Origin of the sequence: Actinokineospora bangkokensis (genome assembly GCF_001940455.1) — a bacterium.
GTDB lineage: Bacteria > Actinomycetota > Actinomycetes > Mycobacteriales > Pseudonocardiaceae > Actinokineospora > Actinokineospora bangkokensis.
In genome coordinates, this window is the sequence record NZ_MKQR01000021.1 from 71,782 (window position 1) to 91,839 (window position 20,058).

Sequence of the window (20,058 nt, forward strand, 5' to 3'; positions counted from 1 at the left end):
GGGGCCTGGTCGGTTCACCCGACCTCTCACCGCTCGACGAAGCCGTCCAGGTTCCCCTTCGGCCCGGCCCACTGCTCCACCACCGCCTCGACCGACCCCGGGGTGGTGCCGGAGCGCAGCGCCGCCAGCAGCCGCTCGCAGCCCTCCCGGGCGCCCTCGGCCACCACCTCGACGCGGCCGTCCGCGGTGTTGCGGGCCCAGCCGACCAGCCCGATCTCCAGCGCCCGCGCGCGGGTCCACCAGCGGAAGCCGACGCCCTGCACGCGGCCGCGGACCCACGCGGTCAACCGGACGGGGGACGGCGCGCTGGGCGGTGCGGACACCCCACTATCGTGCCCGATACCGGACGAGGCGCTCATCCGCACCTCGGGTCCCCTCATCCGGGGGTGCTACGTTACCGGGCCGTGATGCGCCGCCCGCGCGGACAAGCCGCCGGGGCGACCAGGGAGGAATGTCGGGACATGTCCGCACCGTTCGACCCCACCGGGCACGAGGACGCGACGAGGATCACCGACCTGGGCCGCGAGCAGGTGGCCCCACCCGAGGACGGGCAGGGCCTGCGCCGCTCCTCCTACGCCATCCTCGGGGTGAGCGGCGTGGTGCTGGCGACGGTGTTCGCCGCGGTGGCGGCGTTCGCCGCGGGCGGGGGCGGGCAGAGCCAGCCGACCCCGGTCAACCGGCAGGTCGAGGTGGGTGGGCCGCGCACGTCGGGCACCACCGCGACCATCACCACCGAGACGGCCACCGACACCCCCTCCACCACGTCGGCGGCGGAGACGACGACCACGTCGACCACGACGGCGGACGAGTCGACCACCACGACCACCAAGCGCCCGTCCTCGCACCAGAACCCGGGCGGCGGCAACCCCGGCGGCGGTGGCGGCAACCCCGGTGGCGGCGGCAACCCGGGCGGGGGCGGCGGGGGCAACCCCGGCCCGACCTCGAACCAGCCCTCGCCGACCACCCCCTCGACCACGAAGACCACCCCGCCGACGACGCCCCCCACGACCACGCCGACCACCCAGCCGTCGAACCCGGGGTCGTCCACGTCCGGCCTGTAGGACCAGGCGTTTTGGTGCTGTTGGGGTAGTGGGTGGTTCACCCACCAGTGGTACGTTGCCCAATCGTGACCTCCGCACGCAGGCGCCGCACGGCACTGGTCCGCGCCGCGCTCGTCGCCGCCCTCGCGGGCGCGGGCGCGGCGGGGGTGACCACCACCCTGGGCATCACCCCGCTGCTCCCGGCTGCCCAGCCCGACGGGGTGCCGCTCGGCCTGACCGCGCAGCGCATAACCATGCCGCCGCAGGACGGCCCGGTGATCGCCTACCCGCGCGGTACCGGCTCGGGTGAGATCGACGGCGGCGGGCGGCCCGCCCCCGCTCCCACCACCGCGCCCACGACGACGACCGGCACCACGACGTCCGCGCCGCCGACGACCGCGGACACCACGACCACCACGACCGAGCCGCCCGTGACGGCCGCGGCGTCGAACGCCGACGAGGCGGTGCTGGCCCTGGTCAACGAGGAGCGCGCCAAGGCGTCCTGCGCCCCCGTGTCCCTCGAACCCCGGCTCACCGCCGCCGCGCAGGCCCACAGCGACGACATGTCCGCGCACGACTACTTCTCGCACGTGAGCCAGGACGGCCGCACGTTCGGCCAGCGCATCGAGGCGCAGGGCTACCCCTCGCCCGCCGCCGAGAACATCGCCAAGGGCCAGCGCACGCCCGCGCAGGTGATGGAGGCGTGGATGGGTTCCGAGGGCCACCGCCGCAACATCCTCGACTGCGACCTCAAGACCCTGGGCGTCGGCTTCACCCTCGACGGCTACTACTGGGTCCAGGACTTCGGCCGCTGATCCCTCGGCTCACCGCACGGCCGAGCCGCACCTCACGGCCCCTCGCCACCCGGCGCACGTCACGGCCCCTCGCCATCCGGCGCACGTCACGGCCGAGTGCCGTCCCACTCCGCCAGGGGCGCCACGTGCCAGCGCCAGGACGTCAGCCGCGGCCGCGCCCCCAGCACCGCGCGCCCGTTGGCCCACAACAACACCTGCCACCGGTCGCCGCCCGCGGGCGCCCACGGGAACATCCGCCCCAGCACCGCGTGCGCGACGTCCGCGGGGCCCTCGAAGTCCACGCCCAGCGCCTGCGCCGCGTCGTGGGTGTGGACGACCACCTCGTCGCACCCCATGCCCGCGAAGCCCGACGCGTCCCCGATGCCTGCCGGGTGCCAACCCCGGTCGCCCGGGTCCGCCGCGTCCACCACCGCCGCCAGCACCCGCCCGGCGGCCCGCAGCGCCCGCAGCAGCTCGACGGGTTCGGCGCCGTCGTCCACCGACACGGTGTTCGTCGCCAGTTCCCGCGGCCCGGCGCAGAAGTCGACGCCGTACCAGAGCAGGCAGTTCGCCATGTGCGCCACCAGCTGCGCGGCCGACATCTCCACCTGCTCGCCGGGGCGCCGCCAGTCGCCGTCGAGGTGCCGCTCCAAGAAACCCGCGCTGTGCTCCACGGCGCGCAACAAGGTCGTCCCGTCCACGCGGGCAGCATGGACGGGACGACCCGGGGGGTTCAACTCAGGCGGCGGGCGCGCCGCCCTTCTGGTTCGCCAGGAAGGTCACCACGCCGGACCCGGCGGAGGCGATGACGGCCAGCAGCAGCAGGAACCAGCCGATGGTGGGGCCGCCGGGGCCCGAGGCCAGCGACACCAGCACGAACAGCGCGGCCAGGGCGCCCGCGCCCGCCCAGATCATCGAGCGGTAGGGCACCTGGACGCCCAGGTGCGGCAGGAGCACGACCACCGCGGCGCCGATCATGAGCAGCACGGCGAGGATCATGGTGCCCACGCTCCAGGCGCTCCAGCTGACCGAGACGTCGTAGTAGCCCGGCAGGCCCGCGTCGTAGCTGAAGGCGGGGAAGAAGCTGAAGATGAAGGCGGCGGCGCCCGCCCCCACCCCAGCCCACTCGACGGGGGTGACGGTCTTGGGGTCGAAGTTGGCCATCGTGGGGCGCCTTCCTGGGCGGCGGAGCGGGGAGGCGGGCGATCGGCTTCGGACCGCCCGGCGACGCACAAGTATCCGTCCACCCCGGACCGGCGCAAGTCACGAAAGCACATCGCACCTGCGGGTTTACCCAACCGGGTGAGGCCATGGGTCCTAATGGTCGGATCCGACTACTCACCGCTGGGAACCGGTTGCTCACCGCGTCCGCCCGCACCGCCGAGCGCCCCGCGCCACGGCGTCCCCGGGCCGTAATTCCCTCGCGGGGAACGCGTCCAGCGTTCACGATTCCGGGCATGTACGCCACTCGTCCCGCCACCGCCGCCGACCGCCCCGCGGTCGTCGAGCTGGTCGCCCGCCTGCAGGCCGATCCCGCGCAGCACATCGGCTACCACGGCACGACCGCCGAGGAGGTGGAGGCCGAGCTGGCCGGGTTCGCGCCGGACTGGGCGGGCGGCGCCGCGCTGGCGGTGGACGACGCGGGCGCGGTGCGCGGGGTGCTCAGCGTCGACGCCGACCCGGTGGTGGGCCGCGCCTGGCTGCACGGCCCGTTCGTCGAGCTGCCCGACGGCCACCCCGTGCCCCGCCAGGCCTGGCACAACACCGCCGACGACCTGCTCGACACCGCGCTGCGGCTGCCCCGGCTGACCGGGGTCGCGGACCTGGAGCTGTTCGGGCACCGCAAGCACCGGCTGCTGGCCGACTTCGCCGCCCGGCACGGCTTCGACGCCACCGGCGCCAGCCGGGTCTTCGCCCTCACCGGGGCGCCGCTGCGGGCGGTGCTCGTCGGCGCGGCGCCGGACGAGCACGAGCGACCGGTGCCGCTCGCCCGCGCGGGCTCCGGTGCCGCGGCGGGGGTGGCCGCGCTGCACGAGCGGTGCTTCCCGAACCGCACGGTCACCGGCCACCAGCTCGTCACCCGCGACCGCGGGCACACCGTGGTCGTGCTGACCGGCGTCGACGGCGTCCTGGGCTACGCCGCGGGCTACCCGCAGGAGGCGGAGCACTACGTCGACTACGTGGCCGTCGACCCCGACATGCGCGGGGTCGGCACCGGGCAGGCCCTGGTGCGCGCCCTGCTGCGGGAGCTGGCGGCGGCGTCGGGGCCCCGGCCCAAGGCCGCGGCGACGATCTCGCTCGGCAACGACGCCTCCGAGCGGATGTTCGCCAAGCTCGGCTTCGAGCTGGAGCTGGAGCTGGCGGGCTACCGGCGCCGCTGAGCCGTCACGCAGGCTCCGGCGCGGGCTCACCTTCCTCGGCCGCGGGCGCGGGGTCCTTGTGCCGCAACGACAGCAGCCCGCCGACGAGCAGCACCACCAGCGCGCCCAGCGGGGTGTACCAGGGGAACGCGAGCGCCTTGGAGTCGGCGGTGGCCTTGGCGAAGTCCACCCCGAGGAAGGTCCCGTCCGGGGCGAACTTCAACCCCAGGATCACGAACGCCATCACCGCCACCGACGCCACGAACCCGGTGATCGCGTCGACCTGGCGGGCCTTGCGCAGCCACAGCCCGAGGAAGAACGCGCCGAGCAGGGCGCCGTAGGTGTAGCCGGTGATCGCCAGCGCCGTCTCGACGATCGGGTTCTTCGTGGTGGTGAACATCGAGGCGAACACGATCAGCGCGCCCGCCCACACCACCGTCCAGATCCGGCCCTGCTTGAGCAGCTCGGCGTCGGACAGCGGGCGGCGCACCAGCTTCTGGTACACGTCGGTCACCGTCGAGGACGCCAGCGCGCCCAGCGAGGAGCTCAGCGCGGCGGCGAGGATGCCCGCGATGACGAACCCGGACAGCCCGCTGGGCAGCTCGGAGACGACGAAGTGGGCGAACAGCTCGTCGTTGGTGCCCAGCCCGAGCCCGGTCACCGGGTCGGCGCCGCGGTAGAACGACCACAGCATCGTACCGATGAACAGGAACAGCGCGAACTGCAGGAACACCACCACACCGCTGGCGATCAGCGCCTTCTGCGAAGCGCGCACGTCGTTGCAGGCCATCAGCCGCTGCACGATCAGCTGGTCGGCGCCGTGGCTGGCCATCGACAGCACCGCGCCGCCGAGCACCCCGGTGAGCGCCGCGTACGGGCCGGTGACCGGGCTGGAGGCGAAGTCGAGCACCTGGAACTTGCCCGCGTCCAGCGCCGCGGTGAACCAGCCGTCGGGCAGCTTGCCCGCCAGCACCGCGATGACCGCCGCGCCGCCGAGGACGTACCAGAGCATCTGGATGGCGTCGACCCAGATGACCGCGCGCACGCCGCCGAAGAAGGTGTAGACGACCATGGCGATGCCCAGCACCACGACGATGGCGAAGTAGGACGCGTCGAGGCCGTAGGCGGCCAGCACCACCTTCACCGGGATGGCCGTGGCGAACAGCCGCACCCCGTCCGCGAGCAGCCGGGTGAGCAGGAACGTCACCGACGCGGTGCCCTGCAACCCGGCGCCGAAGCGCTTGCCGAGGAAGTTGTAGGCCGTGGTCATGTTGCCCGCGACGTAGCGGGGCAGCAGCACGAACGACACCACGATGCGCCCGAGGATGTAGCCGATGGCCAGCGTCAGGTACGTCGAGGCGCCCAGGTAGGCCACCGTGGGCACGCTCAGCACGGTCAGCGTGGAGGTCTCGGCGGAGACCACCGACAGGCACGCGACCCACCAGGAGATGCGGCCCTCGCCGACGAAGTAGTCGTTGCCGGAGCGCTGCCTGCCGCCGATCCACACCCCCAGCAGCGGCATGCCGACGAGGAAGACCGCGATGATCGCGAGGTCAAGGGCGCGCATGCGGGCCTCCAGCGGGGACCGGGTCGGGGGTGGTGCTCGGGGGGCTGCTGTCCTGCTGCGGCGATCCTCGCCCGGCGGGGGCGATCCGCAAGGCGTTCGCGGTGCCCGCCACCGGTTCGGGCCAGCGCGCGGGGTCGCGGCCGGGGGTGACGCTGCCCAGGACGCGCGCGCCGCCGCCGGTGCCGGTGTCGACGGGGATGCCGCACCAGGTCAGGAACCCCAGCAGGGCGGTGAGGTAGGCCTCCTTGGCCTCCGCGGGCAGGCCCAGGGCGTCGGTGGTGGTCAGCTCGGCCGGGCCCAGGGCCACCGCCAGGGCGTCCATCAGCGCCGGGTTGCGCACGCCGCCACCGGAGGCCAGCACCCGCGTCGGCCGGTAGGGGGCCAGGGCGCGGGCGACGGTGGTGGCGGTCAACTGGACGAGGGTGGCGAGCAGGTCGGCGTCGTCGACGGCGGGCACCCGCGCCAGCGCGGCGTCGAGGTGCTCGGCGCCGAAGTGCTCCTTGCCGGTCGACTTCGGCGGCGGCGCGGCGTAGTAGGGGTCGGTCAGCAGCACGTCGAGCAGGTCCGCGCGGACCCGGCCGCGGCGGGCGACCGCGCCGCCGGTGTCGCACGGCAGCCCGAGCCGGGTGCGGGCGGCGTGGTCGAGCAGGGCGTTGGCGGGGCCGGTGTCGAAGGCGGTGCCCGCGACCGTGGCGTTGGCGATGCCGCCGAGGTTGAGCGCGGCGGCGGAGGGGTCGCCCGCGAGCAGCAGCCGGTCGAGCACCCCGGCCAGCGGGGCGCCGTGGCCCCCGGCGGCGACGTCGCGGGCGCGCAGGTCCGACACCACGGGCAGGCCGGTCGCCTCCGCGATCCAGGCGGGCTGGCCCAGTTGCAGCGTGCCGAGGCAGCGGTCGCCGTCGACCCAGTGGTAGAGGGTCTGCCCGAGGGAGGCCACGAGGTCGACGCCGCCCACCGCGCCCGCCAGCGCGGCCGCGGCGGCCCCGAACGCCTGCCCGACACCGGTGTCGAGCGCGCACACCCCAGCGGCGTCGCACGGGCCGGGGGGCAGCGCGGCGAGCAGCCGCGCGCGCAGGTCGGCGGGGAGGTCGACCTCCGCGTGGCGCACCGGAGCCAGTTCGACCACCCCCGACTCCAGCCGCAGGTCGGCCACGGCCACGTCGATGCCGTCCACCGACGTTCCGGAGATCATCCCGAGCACGCGCCGCCAACCCACAGCCCTGTGGTCTATTGCACACCCGCTGGTTGCGCAAGACTCTGGTGAAATTTTTCCCGGATCGTCGCCAAACCAGTCGACATCCCACGTGGGCACGTCCGGGCGGCCGCGCCCCGACCGGGGTGCGAGGATGGCCCGGTGTCGAGCACCGTGATCACCATCCTGGTCGTCGTCGCCGTCCTGCTGGTCGCCGCCGTGGTGACCGGCGCGGTCCTGGCCCGCCGCAGGCGGATCACCCTGGACAAGCCGGAGCAGGTGGACAAGCCCCGCGGCGGCGGCTACCAGGCGGGCTCGGGCATCAGCCTGGCACCCGCCAAGCCCAAGGACGCGCCCACCGCCCCGCCGCCGCACCCGGCGGGCGAGCGCACCGAGGTCGACGGGCAGCCCGGGGTCGGCGACGACGCCTCGGTCCCGCGCGACTCCGAGAAGCGCACCCTGGTCGACGTCGACCTGCCCGACGAACCCGCGGGCAGCCTGCCGACCGACCGCATCCCGGCGCAGGCCGAGCCGCCCACCGAGCAGATCCCCGCGCAGGCGCCCCCGACCACGCCGGTGCCCGCCACGGCGGCACCGGTCGAGGAGGAGATCGCCCCCACCTCGGGCCGGTTGGAGAAGCTGCGCGGCAGGCTCTCCCGCTCGCGCTCCAGCCTCGGCCAGGGCCTGCTCGGCCTGCTCGGCGCGGGCGACCTGGACGAGGACTCCTGGACCGACGTCGAGGACACCCTGCTGTTGGCCGACCTCGGCGCGGCCACCACCGCCGACGTCGTGGCGAAGCTGCGCGCGGAGCTGTCCACCCGGGGCGTGCGCACCGCCGAGCAGGCCCGCGCGGTGCTGCGCTCGGTGCTGGTCGAGGCGCTGCGCCCCGACTTCGACCGGGCGGTGCGCGCGCTGCCGCACGGCGACGGCGAGGCCAAGCAGCCCGCCGTCGTGCTCGTCGCGGGCGTCAACGGCACCGGCAAGACCACCACCACCGGCAAGCTCGCCCGCGTCCTGGTCGCCGACGGCCGCTCGGTGGTGCTCGGCGCCGCCGACACCTTCCGCGCCGCCGCCGCCGACCAGCTCCAGACCTGGGCCGACCGGGTGGGCGCGCGGGTCGTGCGCGGCAAGGAGGGCGGCGACCCGGCCGCGGTCGCCTTCGACGCGGTCAAGACCGGCCGCGCCGACGGCGTCGACGCCGTGCTGGTCGACACCGCGGGCAGGCTGCACACCAAGGTCGGCCTGATGGACGAGCTGGGCAAGGTCAAGCGGGTGGTGGAGAAGCAGGCCGAGGTCGACGAGGTGCTGCTCGTCCTCGACGCCACCACCGGGCAGAACGGGCTCACCCAGGCCCGGGTGTTCTCCGAGGTCGTCGAGGTCACCGGCATCGTGCTGACCAAGCTCGACGGCACGGCCAAGGGCGGCATCGTCTTCCAGGTGCAGCGCGAGCTGGGGGTGCCGGTCAAGCTCGTCGGCCTCGGCGAGGGCCCCGACGACCTGGCGCCGTTCGAGCCGGAGGCGTTCGTCGACGCCCTGCTGGGCTGATCGGCGGCACCCGCCCGGCCCCCGGGCGGGCCCCGGTAGCCTGCTGCGGATGAGCACCGGCCGCGGGCAGCGAAGGGGTCGAGCCTCGTGCACCTCAAGAGCCTGACGCTGAAGGGCTTCAAGTCCTTCGCCTCCGCCACGACGCTGAAGTTCGAGCCGGGCATCACCTGCGTCGTCGGCCCCAACGGCTCCGGCAAGTCCAACGTGCTCGACGCCCTGCGCTGGGTGATGGGCGAGGGCTCGGCCAAGGGCCTGCGCGGCGGCAAGATGGAGGACGTCATCTTCGCGGGCACCGCCGGGCGGGCCCCGCTCGGCCGCGCCGAGGTGACGCTGACCATCGACAACGCCGACGGCGCGCTGCCCATCGAGTACGCCGAGGTCAGCATCACCCGGCGGATGTTCCGCGACGGCGCCTCCGAGTACGAGATCAACGGCAACGGCTGCCGGTTGATGGACGTCCAGGAGCTGCTGTCGGACTCCGGCATCGGTCGGGAGATGCACGTCATCGTCGGGCAGGGCCAGCTCAGCGCCATCCTGGAGTCCAAGCCCGAGGAGCGCCGCGCGTTCATCGAGGAGGCCGCGGGCGTCCTCAAGCACCGCAAGCGCAAAGAGAAGGCCATCCGCAAGCTCGACGCGATGCAGGCCAACCTCACCCGGCTCACCGACCTCACCGCCGAGCTGCGCCGCCAGCTCAAGCCGCTGGGCAAGCAGGCCGAGATCGCCCGCAGGGCCCAGACCGTGCAGGCCGAGCTGCGCGACGCCCGGCTGCGCCTGCACGCCGACGACCTGGTGTCCCAGCGCGCCGACATCGCCCGCGAGGAGGCCGACGAGGCCACCGCCCGGCGCAAGCGCGCCGAGGTCGAGCAGGCCCTGGAGCTCGGCCAGGCCCGCCAGCAGGAGCTGGAGGAGGACCTGGCCGCCGACCAGCCGCTGCTGGCCGCCGCCCAGGAGACCTGGTACCGGCTCTCGGCGCTGGAGGAGCGGCTGCGCGGCACCGTCCGGCTCGCCGTCGAGCGCGCCAGGCACCTGTCGGCGGCCACCGAGACCCGCACCGGCGGGCGCGACCCGGAGGAGCTGGAGGAGGAGGCCGAGGTCACCGCGATGCGCGAGGCCGAGCTCTTCGAGGCCGTCGCCGAGGCCCGCTACGCGCTGGCCGAGTCCACCGAGCGGCGCGCCGAGCTGGAGCGGATGGTGCAGGCCGCGGAGAAGGCGCACCTGGCCGCGGTGCGCGCCATCGCCGACCGCCGCGAGGGCCTGGCCCGGCTCTCCGGGCAGGTCGAGGCGCTGCGCTCGACGGTCAACGCCACCGGCGCCGAGGTCGAGCGGCTGTCGTCCTCGCTCGGGGAGGCCCGCAGGCGCGCCGAGGTCGCCGCCGAGGAGCTGGCCGAGGCCGAGGCGGGCACCGAGGTCGAGGACACCGACGACGCCGGGCTGGCCGAGCGCCACCAGCGGGCGTCGGCCGCCGCCGACGACGCCAGGGCCAGGGTGGACGAGCTGGTGCGGGCCGAGCGGCAGGCCGAGCGGGACATCGCCTCCTGGCGGGCCAGGGTGGACGCGCTGTCGATGGGGCTGCGGCGCAAGGACGGCACCGGCGCGCTGCTGGCCGCCGCCGACCGGCTGCCCGGGCTGCTGGGCTCGGTGGCGGCGCTGCTGACCGTGCGGCCGGGGCACGAGGGGGCGCTGGCCGCCGCGCTCGGCCCGGTCGCGGACGCGGTGGCGGTGCGCGACCCGCACGGCGCGGTCGAGGCGCTGCGGATGCTGCGCGCGGGCGACGCGGGCCGCGCCGGGCTGCTGGTGGGCGGGGACGGTCCGGTGGACCGGTCGGGGTGGCCCGCGCTGCCGCCGTCGGCGCACTGGGCCGTCGACCTGGTGCAGGCCCCCGACGCGCTGCTGCCCGCGGTGCACCGGGCGCTGGACCGGGTGGCCGTGGTCGACGACCTGCCCGCCGCCCGGGCGCTGGTGGACGAGCACCCCGCGGTGCGGGCGGTGACCGCGGAGGGCGACCTGCTCGGCGCGCACTGGGCGATCGGCGGGTCGGAGAAGGCGCAGAGCGCCATCGAGGTGCAGGCCGCGGTCGACGAGGCGGGCACCAGGCTCGCCGCCGCCGAGCGGGCCCTGGAGCACGCCGCCGCCCAGCTGGAGGGGGCCCGCGCCGAGCAGCAGGCCCGCCGCGACGACGTCAGCGCCGTCAAGGAGCTGATGAACGAGGCCAAGGTGCGCGCCGCCCGCTCCTCGGAGCGGCTGAACCGGCTGCGCCAGGTGCTGCGCTCGGCCGAGGCCGAGGTCGAGCGCGCGCTCACCCAGCGCGGCAAGGTCGAGGCCTCCCGCGAGGACGCCCTGGCCAAGCTCGCCGACCTGGAGGAGCGGCTGCTCGCCGTGCAGGAGGAGCACGTCGAGGACGAGCCGGACTCCGCCGAGCGCGACGAGTACAGCGCGTCGCTGTCGGCGGCCCGCCAGGAGGAGATGGACGCCCGGCTGTCGCTGCGCACCGCCGAGGAGCGCCACCGGGCCCTGCAGGGCAAGGCCGACCAGCTGCGCCGGGCCGCCCGCGCCGAGCGCGAGGCCCGCGAGCGCGCCGCCAGGGCGATGGCCGCCCGCAGGCGCGCGGCGACCGTGGCCGACGCCGTGGTCGAGGGCGGGGAGCTGGCGCTGGAGCGGATCGCGCGGTCGCTGGCCCGCGCCGCCGAGGAGCGCGACGTCGTCGCCGCCCGGCGCGCCGACCGCGAGCGGGTGCTCACCGACGTGCGCGCCAAGGTGCGCGAGCTGTCCGCGGAGCTGGAGAAGCTGGTCGACGCCGTGCACCGCGACGAGGTGCTGCGCGCCGAGCAGCGGCTGCGCCTGGAGCAGCTGGAGCAGCGCATCACCGAGCAGTTCGGCATCGGCCTCGACGACCTGGTGGCCGAGTACGGCCCGGACGTCGAGGTGCCGCCCCCGGCGGGGGAGCTGGCCGAGTACGAGGCGGCCCGCGAGCGCGGCGAGGACGTGGTCCGCCCGCCCTCGACCCGCTACGACCGCGACACCCAGGCGCGCCGGGCCAAGCGCGCCGAGCGCGACCTGGCCACCCTGGGCAAGGTCAACCCGCTGGCGCTGGAGGAGTTCGCGGCCCTGGAGGAGCGCTACCGGTTCCTGTCCACCCAGCTGGAGGACCTCAAGGACACCCGCCGCGACCTGCTCACCGTGGTCAAGGAGGTGGACGACAAGATCCTGGAGGTCTTCACCACCGCCTACGCCGACGTCGCCCGCGAGTTCGAGGTGGTGTTCGACGTGCTGTTCCCCGGCGGCGAGGGCCGGATGGTGCTCACCGAGCCCGAGGACATGCTCGTCACCGGCGTCGACGTGGAGGCCCGCCCGCCCGGCAAGAAGGTCAAGCGCCTGTCGCTGCTCTCCGGCGGGGAGAAGTCCCTGGTGGCGGTGGCCATGCTGGTCGCGATCTTCCGCGCCCGCCCCTCGCCCTTCTACGTCATGGACGAGGTCGAGGCCGCCCTGGACGACACCAACATGCGCCGCCTCATCGGCCTGCTCGACCAGCTCCGGGAGAGCAGCCAGCTCATCATCATCACCCACCAGAAGCCCACCATGGAGATCGCCGACGCCCTCTACGGCGTCAGCATGCGCGGTGACGGCATCACCCAGGTCATCTCCCAGCGCCTCAACGAGACCCGCAAGCCCCCCGCCCGCATCACCGCCCCACCGGCCCCTGCGCAGGACGCGGCACCGGCCGAGGCCCCAGCGGCGGTGGACCCGGTGGCAGGGGACGCGGCACCGGCCGAGGTCGAGGTGGCCGAGCCCCCCACTGAAGAACCCGCCGAGGCGGCGCCCGAGGTCTAGGGCGTGCAGCTCGTGCGTCGTCGTGACGGGCTGCCTCGGCCGGTACCGGCGGCCGTGGCGCCAGGTCGAGGACGGTGCCGGGCGGGGACGCGGGGGTGGGTGGCGGGTCTGTGGAACCCAGCGCTTCAGGGTTCGAGGCGGTAGCCCATGCCCGCCTCGGTGATGAGGTGGCGAGGCTTGGCGGGGTCGTCCTCCAGCTTGCGGCGGAGCTGGGCGAGGTAGACGCGCAGGTAGTGGGTCTCCTTGGCGTAGGCCTCGCCCCACACCTCCCGCAGCAGGGTGCGCTGCGGGACGAGCTTGCCGGGGTTGCGGGCCAGGACCTCCAGCAGGCCCCACTCGGTCGGGGTGAGGTGGACCTCGGTGCCCGCGCGCAGGACCTTGCGGGCGGCGAGGTCGACGGTGAAGCCCGCGGTGGTGACGACGGGTTCGCCTGCGGCCGGGGTGGCGCGGCGCAGGGCGGCGCGGAGGCGGGCGAGCAGTTCGTCCATGCCGAAGGGCTTGGTGACGTAGTCGTCGGCGCCCGCGTCGAGGGCGCGGACCTTGTCGGGGCTGTCGACGCGGGCGGACAGCACGATGACGGGGACGGTGGTCCAGCCGCGCAGGCCCGCGATGACCTCGGTGCCGTCGAGGTCGGGCAGGCCGAGGTCGAGGATCACCACGTCCGGGTGGCGCTCGGCGGCGGCGCGCAGGGCGGCGGCGCCGTCGGCGGCGGTGACGACGTCGTAGCCGTGGGCGGTGAGGGTGATGCGGAGCGCGCGCGCGATCTGCGGCTCGTCGTCCACCACCAGCACCCGGGTCACGCGGTCCACGGTAGACGGTGGGGCGGGGACGGGCCCCCGACGCCCGTCCCCGCCCCGTCCCCCCTGGCCACCAGGCCTCCCGATCACCTGGTGGTGGTCGTCACCGCCGGTGCGCTGGTCGGCGGGGTGCTCGTCGGCGCGGTCGTCGGTGCGCTCGTCGGCGCGGTGGTGGCGGTGGTGCTGGGCGCGGTCGACGCGGACGGCACCAGCGGCGGCACGAACGGCGCGCTCGTGCTCTCCACGCACCGGCCCGACCGGTAGTCGACCTCCGGGCGCGGGAACCGGTTGTCCAGCGCGCGGTCGACCACCCCGTCCGAGCAGGTCCGGTGCGGCAGCGCGATCGGCCTGCCCTCGTCGTCGTAGAGGTAGAAGCGCTCGACGAGCTTGCCCTGGGCGTCGACGGCGTAGAAGTTCTCCACGTACCGGCCGTCGACGTACACCCCCGGCGCGGTGGCGTAGGCGACCGGTGACGAGCGGTTCCCCGAGCCCTCCACCAGGGTCGCCAGCAGCCCGATGAGCACGCCGACGGCGAAGGCGTTGGCGGTGAGGACGAGCGGGGCGAACCGGCCGTCCTCGCGCACCCGCAGCCCGGCCCAGACCGTCACCACGGCGACCACCGCGACCAGCAGCACCCCGGCGCTGCGCGCGGACAGCGCCGCCACCAGGGCCAGGCCGAGCAGCACGACCCGGGCCAACCACCACGCGGGCCGCAGCCCGCGCAGGTAGCCGACGAAGGCGGGCGGCAACCCGCCCGCCAGCGAGCGGCCAGCCCGCACCAGCGCCTGGTACTCCCCCAGCTCCACCACGTCGGCGCGGCGCACCCGGCGGCTGACCACCAGCCACAGCGGGGGCACCAGGGCGAGCACCGCCAGCACCAGCAGGCCGAAGGACACCTCCTCCTCGTGGGTGGCCACCGCGCCGGACAGCAGCGCCAACCCCATCGCGACGCCGGTCAGCCAGGCCACCGCGCGCGCCAGCACCCCCTGCGCGCCCGGCCGGGCCGCCGCCCGCGGCGGGTAGCCCCCGGCTGCCCGCAGCTCGTCGGCGTAGGCCTCCGGTGCACCCAGCCTGGCGGTCAACCCCGACACCGACCCGGTCTCGGCGTGCACCTCGAAGACGTTGCGCTCCACGTCCTCCATCACGTCGCCCAGCTCCTCGGCGGGCAGGTCGGACAGCGCCGCGCGCACCCCGGCCACGTAGTCCGCCACCTCCGGGCGGGTGTCGGTGCCCCCGTTCACGACGTCGCCGTTCACGCCGCCGCCCCCTTCCGCAGAATCCCGTCGAGCGTCTCCTGGAAGGCGCGCCACGCCTTCTCCGACTCCACCAGGCGCGCGCGCCCGGCGTCGTTCATGCCGTAGTACTTGCGGTGCGGCCCCTCGTCGCTGGCCACGACGTAGGACGTCAGCAGCCCGGCCTTGTACAGCCGCCGCAGCGTGCCGTACACCGACGCGTCCCCGACCTCACCGATCCCGCCCGCCCGCAGCCTGCGCAGGACGTCGTAGCCGTAGCCGTCCTCGTCCCGCAGCACGGCGAGCACGGCCAGGTCCAGCACCCCCTTGAGCAGCTGGCTGGTGTCCATCCGATCTCCTCCCCGGTACCGCGCACTCCCCGGTATCGCGCTGCGAACACTATTACGCATTACGCAGTACCGCGCAAGTCGCAGAACAGCGGGCGCGAAGGAGTGCAGCTCAGCGTGGTGGTGGACGCCGGGGACGCTGCGGACGCCGGGGACGCCGCGGTGGCGTCAGAGGGAGAAGCCCGCCGGGTGCGGCTGGCACCGCGGGCAGGAGAAGGACGAGCGGTTCATGAACGGCTCGCGGCGGATGGGCCTGCCGCAGCGGGGGCAGGGCTCGCCCTCCTGGCCGTAGGCGTTCAGCGAGCGGTCGAAGTAGCCCGACTGGCCGTTGACGTTGACGTAGAGCGCGTCGAACGACGTCCCGCCCACCCGCAGGGCGGCGTCCATGACGTCGGTGGCGGCGCCCAGCAGCTCCGCGGCCTTGGCGCGGGAGAGCTTGTCGGTGGGCCGGGCCCAGTGCAGCTTGGCGCGCCACAGGGCCTCGTCGGCGTAGATGTTGCCGATGCCCGACACCAGGGTCTGGTCGAGCAGGGCGCGCTTGACCTCGGTGCGCTTGCGCCGCAGGGCGGCGACGGCGGCGTCCGGGTCGAACCGGGGGTCCATCGGGTCGCGGGCGATGTGGGCGACCGGCAGCGGCAGCGTGGCGCCGTCGACCTCGGTCGTCTCCTCCACCGACAGCCCGCCGAACGTGCGCTGGTCGACGAACCGCAGCTCGGGGCCGCCGTCGGCGAAGGTGAAGCGCACCCGCAGGTGCTTCTCGTCGGGGGTGCCCGGCGGCTGGACGAGCAGCTGCCCGCTCATGCCCAGGTGGGCCAGCACGGCCTCGCCGGAGCTGAGGTCGAGCCAGAGGTACTTGCCGCGGCGGCGCGCGGCGGTGAGGGTGGTGCCGACGATGCGGCCCGCGAAGTCCACCGCCCCGGGCACGTGCCTGCGCACGGCCCGGTCGTGGAAGACGTCCACCGCGGTGACCGCGCGCCCGGCGGCGTGCTCGGCGAGGCCGCGCCGGACGACCTCGACCTCGGGCAGTTCAGGCACCGTCCCCCGCCGGGGAGATCTTCTCGGTCAGCTCGCGCCAGGCCGCCTCGGCGGCCTTCTGCTCGGCTTCCTTCTTGGTGCTGCCGTCGCCGTTGCCGTAGCTCTGGCCGCTGACCACCACCACCGCGGTGAACTCCTTGCGGTGGTCGGGGCCCTCCTCGCGCACCCGGTACTCGGGCACGCCCAGGCCCGCCGAGGCGGTGAGCTCCTGCAGGCTGGTCTTCCAGTCCAGGCCCGCGCCGCGCAGCGGCGCCTCGGCCAGCAGCGGGTCGAAGTGCTTGTGCACGACCCGGCGGGCGACGTCGATGCCGTGCTCGAGGTACACCGCGCCGATCACCGCCTCCATGCCGTCGGCCAGGATGCTGGCCTTGTCCCGGCCGCCGGTGAGCTCCTCGCCCTTGCCCAGCAGCAGGTGCGCGCCCAGACCACCGGGGCCGAGGCCCCTGGCCACGCCCGCCAGCGCGTGCATGTTCACCACGCTGGCGCGCAGCTTGGCCAACTGCCCCTCCGGGAGGTCCGGGTGGGTGCGGTAGAGGTGGTCGGTCACGACCAGCCCGAGCACCGCGTCACCGAGGAACTCCAGCCGCTCGTTGGGCGGCAGGCCGCCGTTCTCGTAGGCGTACGAGCGGTGCGTCAGGGCAAGGCCGAGCAGCTCGGCGTCCAGTAGGACGCCGAGCGCGTCGAGCAGCTCCTGCGGGTCCGCGGTCGGGCCGCGGGACGCCTTGCCCCCCATGCCGTCGTTCTCCTAGCGGCGTGGGGTCACGCGGGCTGGATGACCTGACGGCCGTCGTACTGGCCGCAGGCGGGGCAGGCCACGTGCTGCGGCTTGAGCTCGCGGCACGCCCGGTTCGAGCAGGGCACCAGGTGCACGGCGGCAGCCTTCCACTGCGAACGGCGGGAGCGGGTGTTGGAACGCGACATCTTCCGCTTGGGGACGGCCACGACTGACTCTCCTCTGGACGAGCTGTTGGTGCAGGATCTGCGGTGGTGCGTGGGGCGGACCTACTGACCCGACCCCTGTTGGAACCGCTCCTGCAGCGCGGCCCACCGGGGGTCAATGGTCTCATGCCGGTGATCGGGCCCGACCTCGGCCCACTTGCGACCGCAGTCGGGGCACAGCCCGGCGCAGTCCGGCCCGCACAGCGGGACGTTCGGCACGGCCAGCACGACCGCGTCGCGCACCACCGGTTCGAGGTCCACCCGGTCGTCGACCAGGCGGCTGACCTCGTCGTCGTCGGTGGTCTCGTCGGTGGTGCTGTCCGGGTAGGCGTAGAGCTCGGTGATGTCGACGACCACCGGTTCGGTGATCGGGTCCAGGCACCGCGAGCACTCGCCCACCAGCGTGCCCGAGGCGGTGCCGGTGACCAGCACCCCCTCGACGACCGACTCCAGCAGCAGGTCCAGCTCCACCGGGTCGCCGGGCGGGATCGCGATGACCCCCTCCAGGCCGATGGCGTGCGCGGCCTCGGCGGTGCGCCGCACCGGCCTGCTCGACCCCGGGCGCCGCCCCAGCTCACGGGTGTCGACGACCCACGGGCTGCTCAGCGCCGGTCGGTTGTCGGGGGTCTTGCGTGCGGGGGACATGGCTCTCGCGTCAGCACCTTCTGCGGGGGTGGTCGGACCTGCGGGGTGTGGTCAGACCGGTCGGTCAACTGCAACAGGGTACGTGACGCGCGGGCCCGCGCGGAAATCGGGATGCCGGGGCGCGGTCAGGCGCCCTCGTAGTCGAAGGGGGCGCCGCCGGGGACCACGGCGGCCGGGGCGCCGGTGAAGGCGGCGCCGCCGCGCAGGTGCAGCCGCCCCTTGGAGACCGAGCGCAGGGTGTGGCTGAGCAGGTCCTCGAACTCACCGAGCTTGTCGTCGACGTAGGCGTCGCAGTCGGCCTTCTGCCGGGCGGCCTCGGCGGCGGCGGCGTCGAGGATGCGGGTGCTCTCGGCCCTGGCGGCCTGCACGACCTCGGTCTGGGAGACCAGCCGCCCCTGCTCGTAGCGGCCCTCCTCGACGGAGCGCTCGTAGGACTCGCGGCCCGCCTGGATCATCCGGTCGGCCTCGTCGCGGGAGCGGCCCACGACGTCCTCGTACTCGGCGCGGGCGGCGGCGCTGGTGCGGTCGGCCTCGTCCTGGGCGTCGGCGATGAGCCGGTCGGCGGTGGCGGTGGCGTCGGCGACCAGGCGCTCGGCCTCGGCGCGGGCGTCGGCGAGCATCGTCTCGGCGTCCAGGCGGGCCTTGCTGAGCATGGCCTCGGCGGCGTGCTCGGCGCCGCCGACGATCTCGTCCTTGCGGTCGAGGACGTCCTGGGCGTCGTCGACCTCGGCGGGCAGCGCGTCGCGGACCTCGTCGAGCAGCTCCAGCACGTCGCCCCGCGGCACGACGCACCCGGAGGTCATCGGCACGCCCCTGGCCTCCTCCAGGATCGTGACCAGCTCGTCGATGGCCTCGAAGACCTTGTACACAGCACCCACCTCCGCGCGGCTCCCGCGGCCGATTGTTCCAGCGGGGCGCGCGCGGGGCGGGGACCCCGGGCCCGGGCGTGTCCCCCCGACGCGCACGACCGGGCCCGGGCCGGTCACACGTCGATCAGCGAGAAGCTGCCGTAGTGGTCGCCGGTGTAGAAGTACTCGCCGCCGCTGCCGGTGACGATGCGGCGGGCGCCGCGGTCGCTCGAACCGGGCGTGATGACCGTGTACTCGTGGTAGTAGCCGGACGAGCACGAGGGCAGCAGGCCCTCGCGGTTCTGGAACACCGTGCCGTCCTGGTCGAACGGGAACGGCCCGTCGGTCTGGATGAGGTCGTAGGTGTCGGTGGCCTGCGCGGGCAGGCCGCCCAGGGGGACGACGTCGAAGCCCGACGTGTCCCCGCAGGCGGCCTGGGCGGAGACCTGGCCGGCGGGCAGGGTGGGGGAGGCGGAGGCGGTGGTCCCGGCACCGAGGAACCCGACCAGCGCGAGCACCAGGGCGAGGAGCGTCTTCACCGACTTCGCTGTGATGTTGCTCATTCACCAACCGTAACCCGAACCGGTGATCACTCGGTAGAGGTCGTGTGAACGCGCTGTGGCAGTCTGATCACGTGGAGATCCGGCGGGCCACCGCGGCCGACGTGGCGGGCATCGTGGCGCTGCTGGCCGACGACCCGCTCGGCGCCGCCCGCGAGCGCCCCGGCGACCCCCGCTACGACGCGGCCTTCGCCGCCATCGACAGCGACCCGGACCAACTGCTCGCGGTGGCCGACGAGGGCGGCGCGGTGGTCGGCACGCTCCAGCTCACCCTCACCCCCGGTCTGTCGCGGGTCGGCGCCACCCGCGCCACCATCGAGGCCGTGCGGGTGCGCGGCGACCAGCGCGGCGACGGGCTCGGGCAGCGGCTGGTGGAGTGGGCCGTCGACGTCGCCCGCGAACGCGGCGCGGTGCTCGTGCAGCTCACCACCGACGCCTCCCGCACCGACGCCCACCGCTTCTACGAGCGCCTGGGCTTCGTCCCCAGCCACATCGGCATGAAGCTCCCGCTGTGACATTTTCTCCCGCCACCCACCCCCACGTCCCCGCCCGGCATCGTTCCCGACTTGGTGCGCACGGCCTGCGGTAACAGCCGCCCCCCGCGTCCCCGCCCGGCATCGTTCCGACTTGGTGCGCACGGCCTGCGGTAACGGCCCCCACGTCCCTGCCCGGCAGCGTCCCCGGCTTGGTGCGCACGGCAACACTCCCCCCGCCACCCGCCCCCACGTCCCCGCCCGGCAGCGTCCCCGACTTGGTGAGCGCGGTCTGCGGTGACCGCCTCGACGCGCTTTTCGCCGCCGGGCGGCTCTGGTGGTCGTGCCTCGGCGGGGGGCTCCGCTAGCCCTTGCGGTTCTCCGCGAGGCGTTCCAGGAGCTTGTGGTGGACCTGGTCGGGGAGCATGCCGGTGACGTCGCCGCCGAGGGCGGCGACCTCCTTGACCAGGGAGCTGGAGAGGTGGCTCATCCCCGGGCGGGTCGGCAGGAACAGCGTCTCCACCCCGGTGAGCTGCTGGTTCATCTGCGCCATCGGCAGCTCGTAGTCGAAGTCGGTGGCGGTGCGCAGGCCCTTGACGATCGCGGCGACGCCGTGGCGGGAGCAGTAGTCGACGATCAGGCCCTGCCAGGAGTCGACGCGGACGTTGCCCAGGTGGGCGACGGAGTCGGTGAGCAGGGCGATGCGCTCCTCGACGGAGAACAGGCCGCGCTTGTTCGGGTTGACCCCGACCACGACGACGACCTCGTCGAACAGGCGCGAGGCCCGGTCGAACACGTCCAGGTGGCCGGTGGTGGGCGGGTCGTAGGAACCGGGGCACGCGGCGCGGGTCATGGCCCG

At 74.7% G+C, this 20,058-nt stretch carries 21 protein-coding genes; 6 read left to right on the forward strand and 15 right to left on the reverse strand.

Going from position 1 to position 20,058, the window contains the following annotated elements; all coding sequences use genetic code 11:
- Positions 1-26: 26 nt before the first annotated feature.
- Positions 27-359 carry an acylphosphatase gene (locus tag BJP25_RS20595; RefSeq protein WP_075976627.1) on the reverse strand — a complete coding sequence of 111 codons (333 nt, stop codon included), beginning with the start codon at positions 357-359 and terminating at the stop codon, positions 27-29.
- Between the two features lie 102 nt (positions 360-461).
- Between BJP25_RS20595 and BJP25_RS34280 the strand changes: the two genes are divergently transcribed.
- A complete protein-coding gene (locus BJP25_RS34280) occupies positions 462-1,061 on the forward strand; it encodes a hypothetical protein (protein ID WP_158075693.1) in 600 nt (199 codons plus the stop codon).
- A gap of 65 nt (positions 1,062-1,126) precedes the next feature.
- Positions 1,127-1,855 carry a CAP domain-containing protein gene (locus BJP25_RS20605; protein ID WP_075976628.1) on the forward strand — a complete coding sequence of 243 codons (729 nt, stop codon included), beginning with the start codon at positions 1,127-1,129 and terminating at the stop codon, positions 1,853-1,855.
- 86 nt (positions 1,856-1,941) lie between these two features.
- Here BJP25_RS20605 and BJP25_RS20610 read toward each other — a convergent pair whose 3' ends face one another.
- Positions 1,942-2,535, reverse strand: coding sequence for a maleylpyruvate isomerase N-terminal domain-containing protein (locus BJP25_RS20610; protein ID WP_075976629.1), 594 nt, complete (start codon positions 2,533-2,535; stop codon positions 1,942-1,944).
- A 37-nt stretch (positions 2,536-2,572) separates the two neighbouring features.
- Positions 2,573-2,998 carry a hypothetical protein gene (locus BJP25_RS20615; RefSeq protein ID WP_075976630.1) on the reverse strand — a complete coding sequence of 142 codons (426 nt, stop codon included), beginning with the start codon at positions 2,996-2,998 and terminating at the stop codon, positions 2,573-2,575.
- A gap of 293 nt (positions 2,999-3,291) precedes the next feature.
- On the opposite strand from BJP25_RS20615, the gene BJP25_RS20620 reads away from it, so the two are divergent.
- Positions 3,292-4,215, forward strand: coding sequence for a GNAT family N-acetyltransferase (locus BJP25_RS20620; RefSeq protein WP_075976631.1), 924 nt, complete (start codon positions 3,292-3,294; stop codon positions 4,213-4,215).
- A 4-nt stretch (positions 4,216-4,219) separates the two neighbouring features.
- Here BJP25_RS20620 and BJP25_RS20625 read toward each other — a convergent pair whose 3' ends face one another.
- Positions 4,220-5,761 (reverse strand): sodium:solute symporter, encoded by a 1,542-nt coding sequence (locus BJP25_RS20625; RefSeq protein WP_075976632.1) that lies wholly within the window; start codon positions 5,759-5,761, stop codon positions 4,220-4,222.
- Positions 5,748-6,950 carry an anhydro-N-acetylmuramic acid kinase gene (locus tag BJP25_RS20630; RefSeq protein ID WP_075976740.1) on the reverse strand — a complete coding sequence of 401 codons (1,203 nt, stop codon included), beginning with the start codon at positions 6,948-6,950 and terminating at the stop codon, positions 5,748-5,750. Before BJP25_RS20630 ends, BJP25_RS20625 begins: the two co-directional genes overlap by 14 nt.
- A gap of 162 nt (positions 6,951-7,112) precedes the next feature.
- Between BJP25_RS20630 and ftsY the strand changes: the two genes are divergently transcribed.
- A complete protein-coding gene (gene ftsY / locus BJP25_RS20635) occupies positions 7,113-8,495 on the forward strand; it encodes a signal recognition particle-docking protein FtsY (protein ID WP_075976633.1) in 1,383 nt (460 codons plus the stop codon).
- An 87-nt stretch (positions 8,496-8,582) separates the two neighbouring features.
- Positions 8,583-12,323: a chromosome segregation protein SMC gene (smc, locus tag BJP25_RS20640; protein WP_075976634.1), complete on the forward strand. Its 3,741-nt coding sequence runs from the start codon at positions 8,583-8,585 to the stop codon at positions 12,321-12,323.
- A 125-nt stretch (positions 12,324-12,448) separates the two neighbouring features.
- Here smc and BJP25_RS20645 read toward each other — a convergent pair whose 3' ends face one another.
- From BJP25_RS20645 to BJP25_RS20685, 9 genes are all read right to left on the reverse strand, one after another.
- Positions 12,449-13,123, reverse strand: a complete 675-nt coding sequence (locus BJP25_RS20645) for a response regulator (protein WP_075976635.1) — start codon at positions 13,121-13,123, stop codon at positions 12,449-12,451.
- An 83-nt stretch (positions 13,124-13,206) separates the two neighbouring features.
- Positions 13,207-14,376 (reverse strand): HAAS signaling domain-containing protein, encoded by a 1,170-nt coding sequence (locus BJP25_RS20650; protein WP_075976636.1) that lies wholly within the window; start codon positions 14,374-14,376, stop codon positions 13,207-13,209.
- The gene (locus BJP25_RS20655; protein WP_075976637.1) at positions 14,373-14,702 is read right to left on the reverse strand and encodes a PadR family transcriptional regulator; all 330 of its coding nucleotides are present in this window, start codon (positions 14,700-14,702) and stop codon (positions 14,373-14,375) included. Before BJP25_RS20655 ends, BJP25_RS20650 begins: the two co-directional genes overlap by 4 nt.
- 165 nt (positions 14,703-14,867) lie before the next feature.
- Complete coding sequence (gene mutM, locus BJP25_RS20660) at positions 14,868-15,734, reverse strand: bifunctional DNA-formamidopyrimidine glycosylase/DNA-(apurinic or apyrimidinic site) lyase (RefSeq protein ID WP_075976638.1); 867 nt, start codon at positions 15,732-15,734, stop codon at positions 14,868-14,870.
- Complete coding sequence (gene rnc, locus BJP25_RS20665) at positions 15,727-16,467, reverse strand: ribonuclease III (RefSeq protein WP_075976639.1); 741 nt, start codon at positions 16,465-16,467, stop codon at positions 15,727-15,729. The genes mutM and rnc overlap by 8 nt, the downstream gene beginning before the upstream one ends.
- Before the next feature lie 26 nt (positions 16,468-16,493).
- Positions 16,494-16,676 carry a 50S ribosomal protein L32 gene (gene rpmF / locus BJP25_RS20670; RefSeq protein ID WP_075976640.1) on the reverse strand — a complete coding sequence of 61 codons (183 nt, stop codon included), beginning with the start codon at positions 16,674-16,676 and terminating at the stop codon, positions 16,494-16,496.
- 60 nt (positions 16,677-16,736) lie between these two features.
- Positions 16,737-17,318, reverse strand: coding sequence for a YceD family protein (locus BJP25_RS20675; protein WP_075976641.1), 582 nt, complete (start codon positions 17,316-17,318; stop codon positions 16,737-16,739).
- 125 nt (positions 17,319-17,443) lie between these two features.
- Complete coding sequence (locus tag BJP25_RS20680) at positions 17,444-18,187, reverse strand: polysaccharide deacetylase family protein (RefSeq protein ID WP_075976642.1); 744 nt, start codon at positions 18,185-18,187, stop codon at positions 17,444-17,446.
- 113 nt (positions 18,188-18,300) lie between these two features.
- Positions 18,301-18,729, reverse strand: a complete 429-nt coding sequence (locus BJP25_RS20685; protein ID WP_075976643.1) for a ribonuclease domain-containing protein — start codon at positions 18,727-18,729, stop codon at positions 18,301-18,303.
- A 71-nt stretch (positions 18,730-18,800) separates the two neighbouring features.
- Between BJP25_RS20685 and BJP25_RS20690 the strand changes: the two genes are divergently transcribed.
- Complete coding sequence (locus BJP25_RS20690; protein WP_084794274.1) at positions 18,801-19,241, forward strand: GNAT family N-acetyltransferase; 441 nt, start codon at positions 18,801-18,803, stop codon at positions 19,239-19,241.
- A gap of 322 nt (positions 19,242-19,563) precedes the next feature.
- Here the strand turns inward: BJP25_RS20690 and coaD are convergent, their stop codons facing one another.
- Positions 19,564-20,052: a pantetheine-phosphate adenylyltransferase gene (coaD, locus tag BJP25_RS20695; protein ID WP_075976644.1), complete on the reverse strand. Its 489-nt coding sequence runs from the start codon at positions 20,050-20,052 to the stop codon at positions 19,564-19,566.
- Positions 20,053-20,058: the final 6 nt, after the last annotated feature.

Bases quoted from the DNA above. Each gene is read 5' to 3' on its own strand.
- BJP25_RS20675 (WP_075976641.1), bottom strand. From the start codon at position 17,318: ATGTCCCCCGCACGCAAGACCCCCGACAACCGACCGGCGCTGAGCAGC.
- BJP25_RS20655 (WP_075976637.1), bottom strand. From the start codon at position 14,702: ATGGACACCAGCCAGCTGCTCAAGGGGGTGCTGGACCTGGCCGTGCTC.
- BJP25_RS20620 (WP_075976631.1), top strand. From the start codon at position 3,292: ATGTACGCCACTCGTCCCGCCACCGCCGCCGACCGCCCCGCGGTCGTC.
- BJP25_RS34280 (WP_158075693.1), top strand. From the start codon at position 462: ATGTCCGCACCGTTCGACCCCACCGGGCACGAGGACGCGACGAGGATC.
- coaD (WP_075976644.1), bottom strand. From the start codon at position 20,052: ATGACCCGCGCCGCGTGCCCCGGTTCCTACGACCCGCCCACCACCGGC.
- rnc (WP_075976639.1), bottom strand. From the start codon at position 16,467: ATGGGGGGCAAGGCGTCCCGCGGCCCGACCGCGGACCCGCAGGAGCTG.
- BJP25_RS20630 (WP_075976740.1), bottom strand. From the start codon at position 6,950: ATGATCTCCGGAACGTCGGTGGACGGCATCGACGTGGCCGTGGCCGAC.
- BJP25_RS20595 (WP_075976627.1), bottom strand. From the start codon at position 359: ATGAGCGCCTCGTCCGGTATCGGGCACGATAGTGGGGTGTCCGCACCG.
- BJP25_RS20615 (WP_075976630.1), bottom strand. From the start codon at position 2,998: ATGGCCAACTTCGACCCCAAGACCGTCACCCCCGTCGAGTGGGCTGGG.
- BJP25_RS20685 (WP_075976643.1), bottom strand. From the start codon at position 18,729: ATGAGCAACATCACAGCGAAGTCGGTGAAGACGCTCCTCGCCCTGGTG.
- BJP25_RS20625 (WP_075976632.1), bottom strand. From the start codon at position 5,761: ATGCGCGCCCTTGACCTCGCGATCATCGCGGTCTTCCTCGTCGGCATG.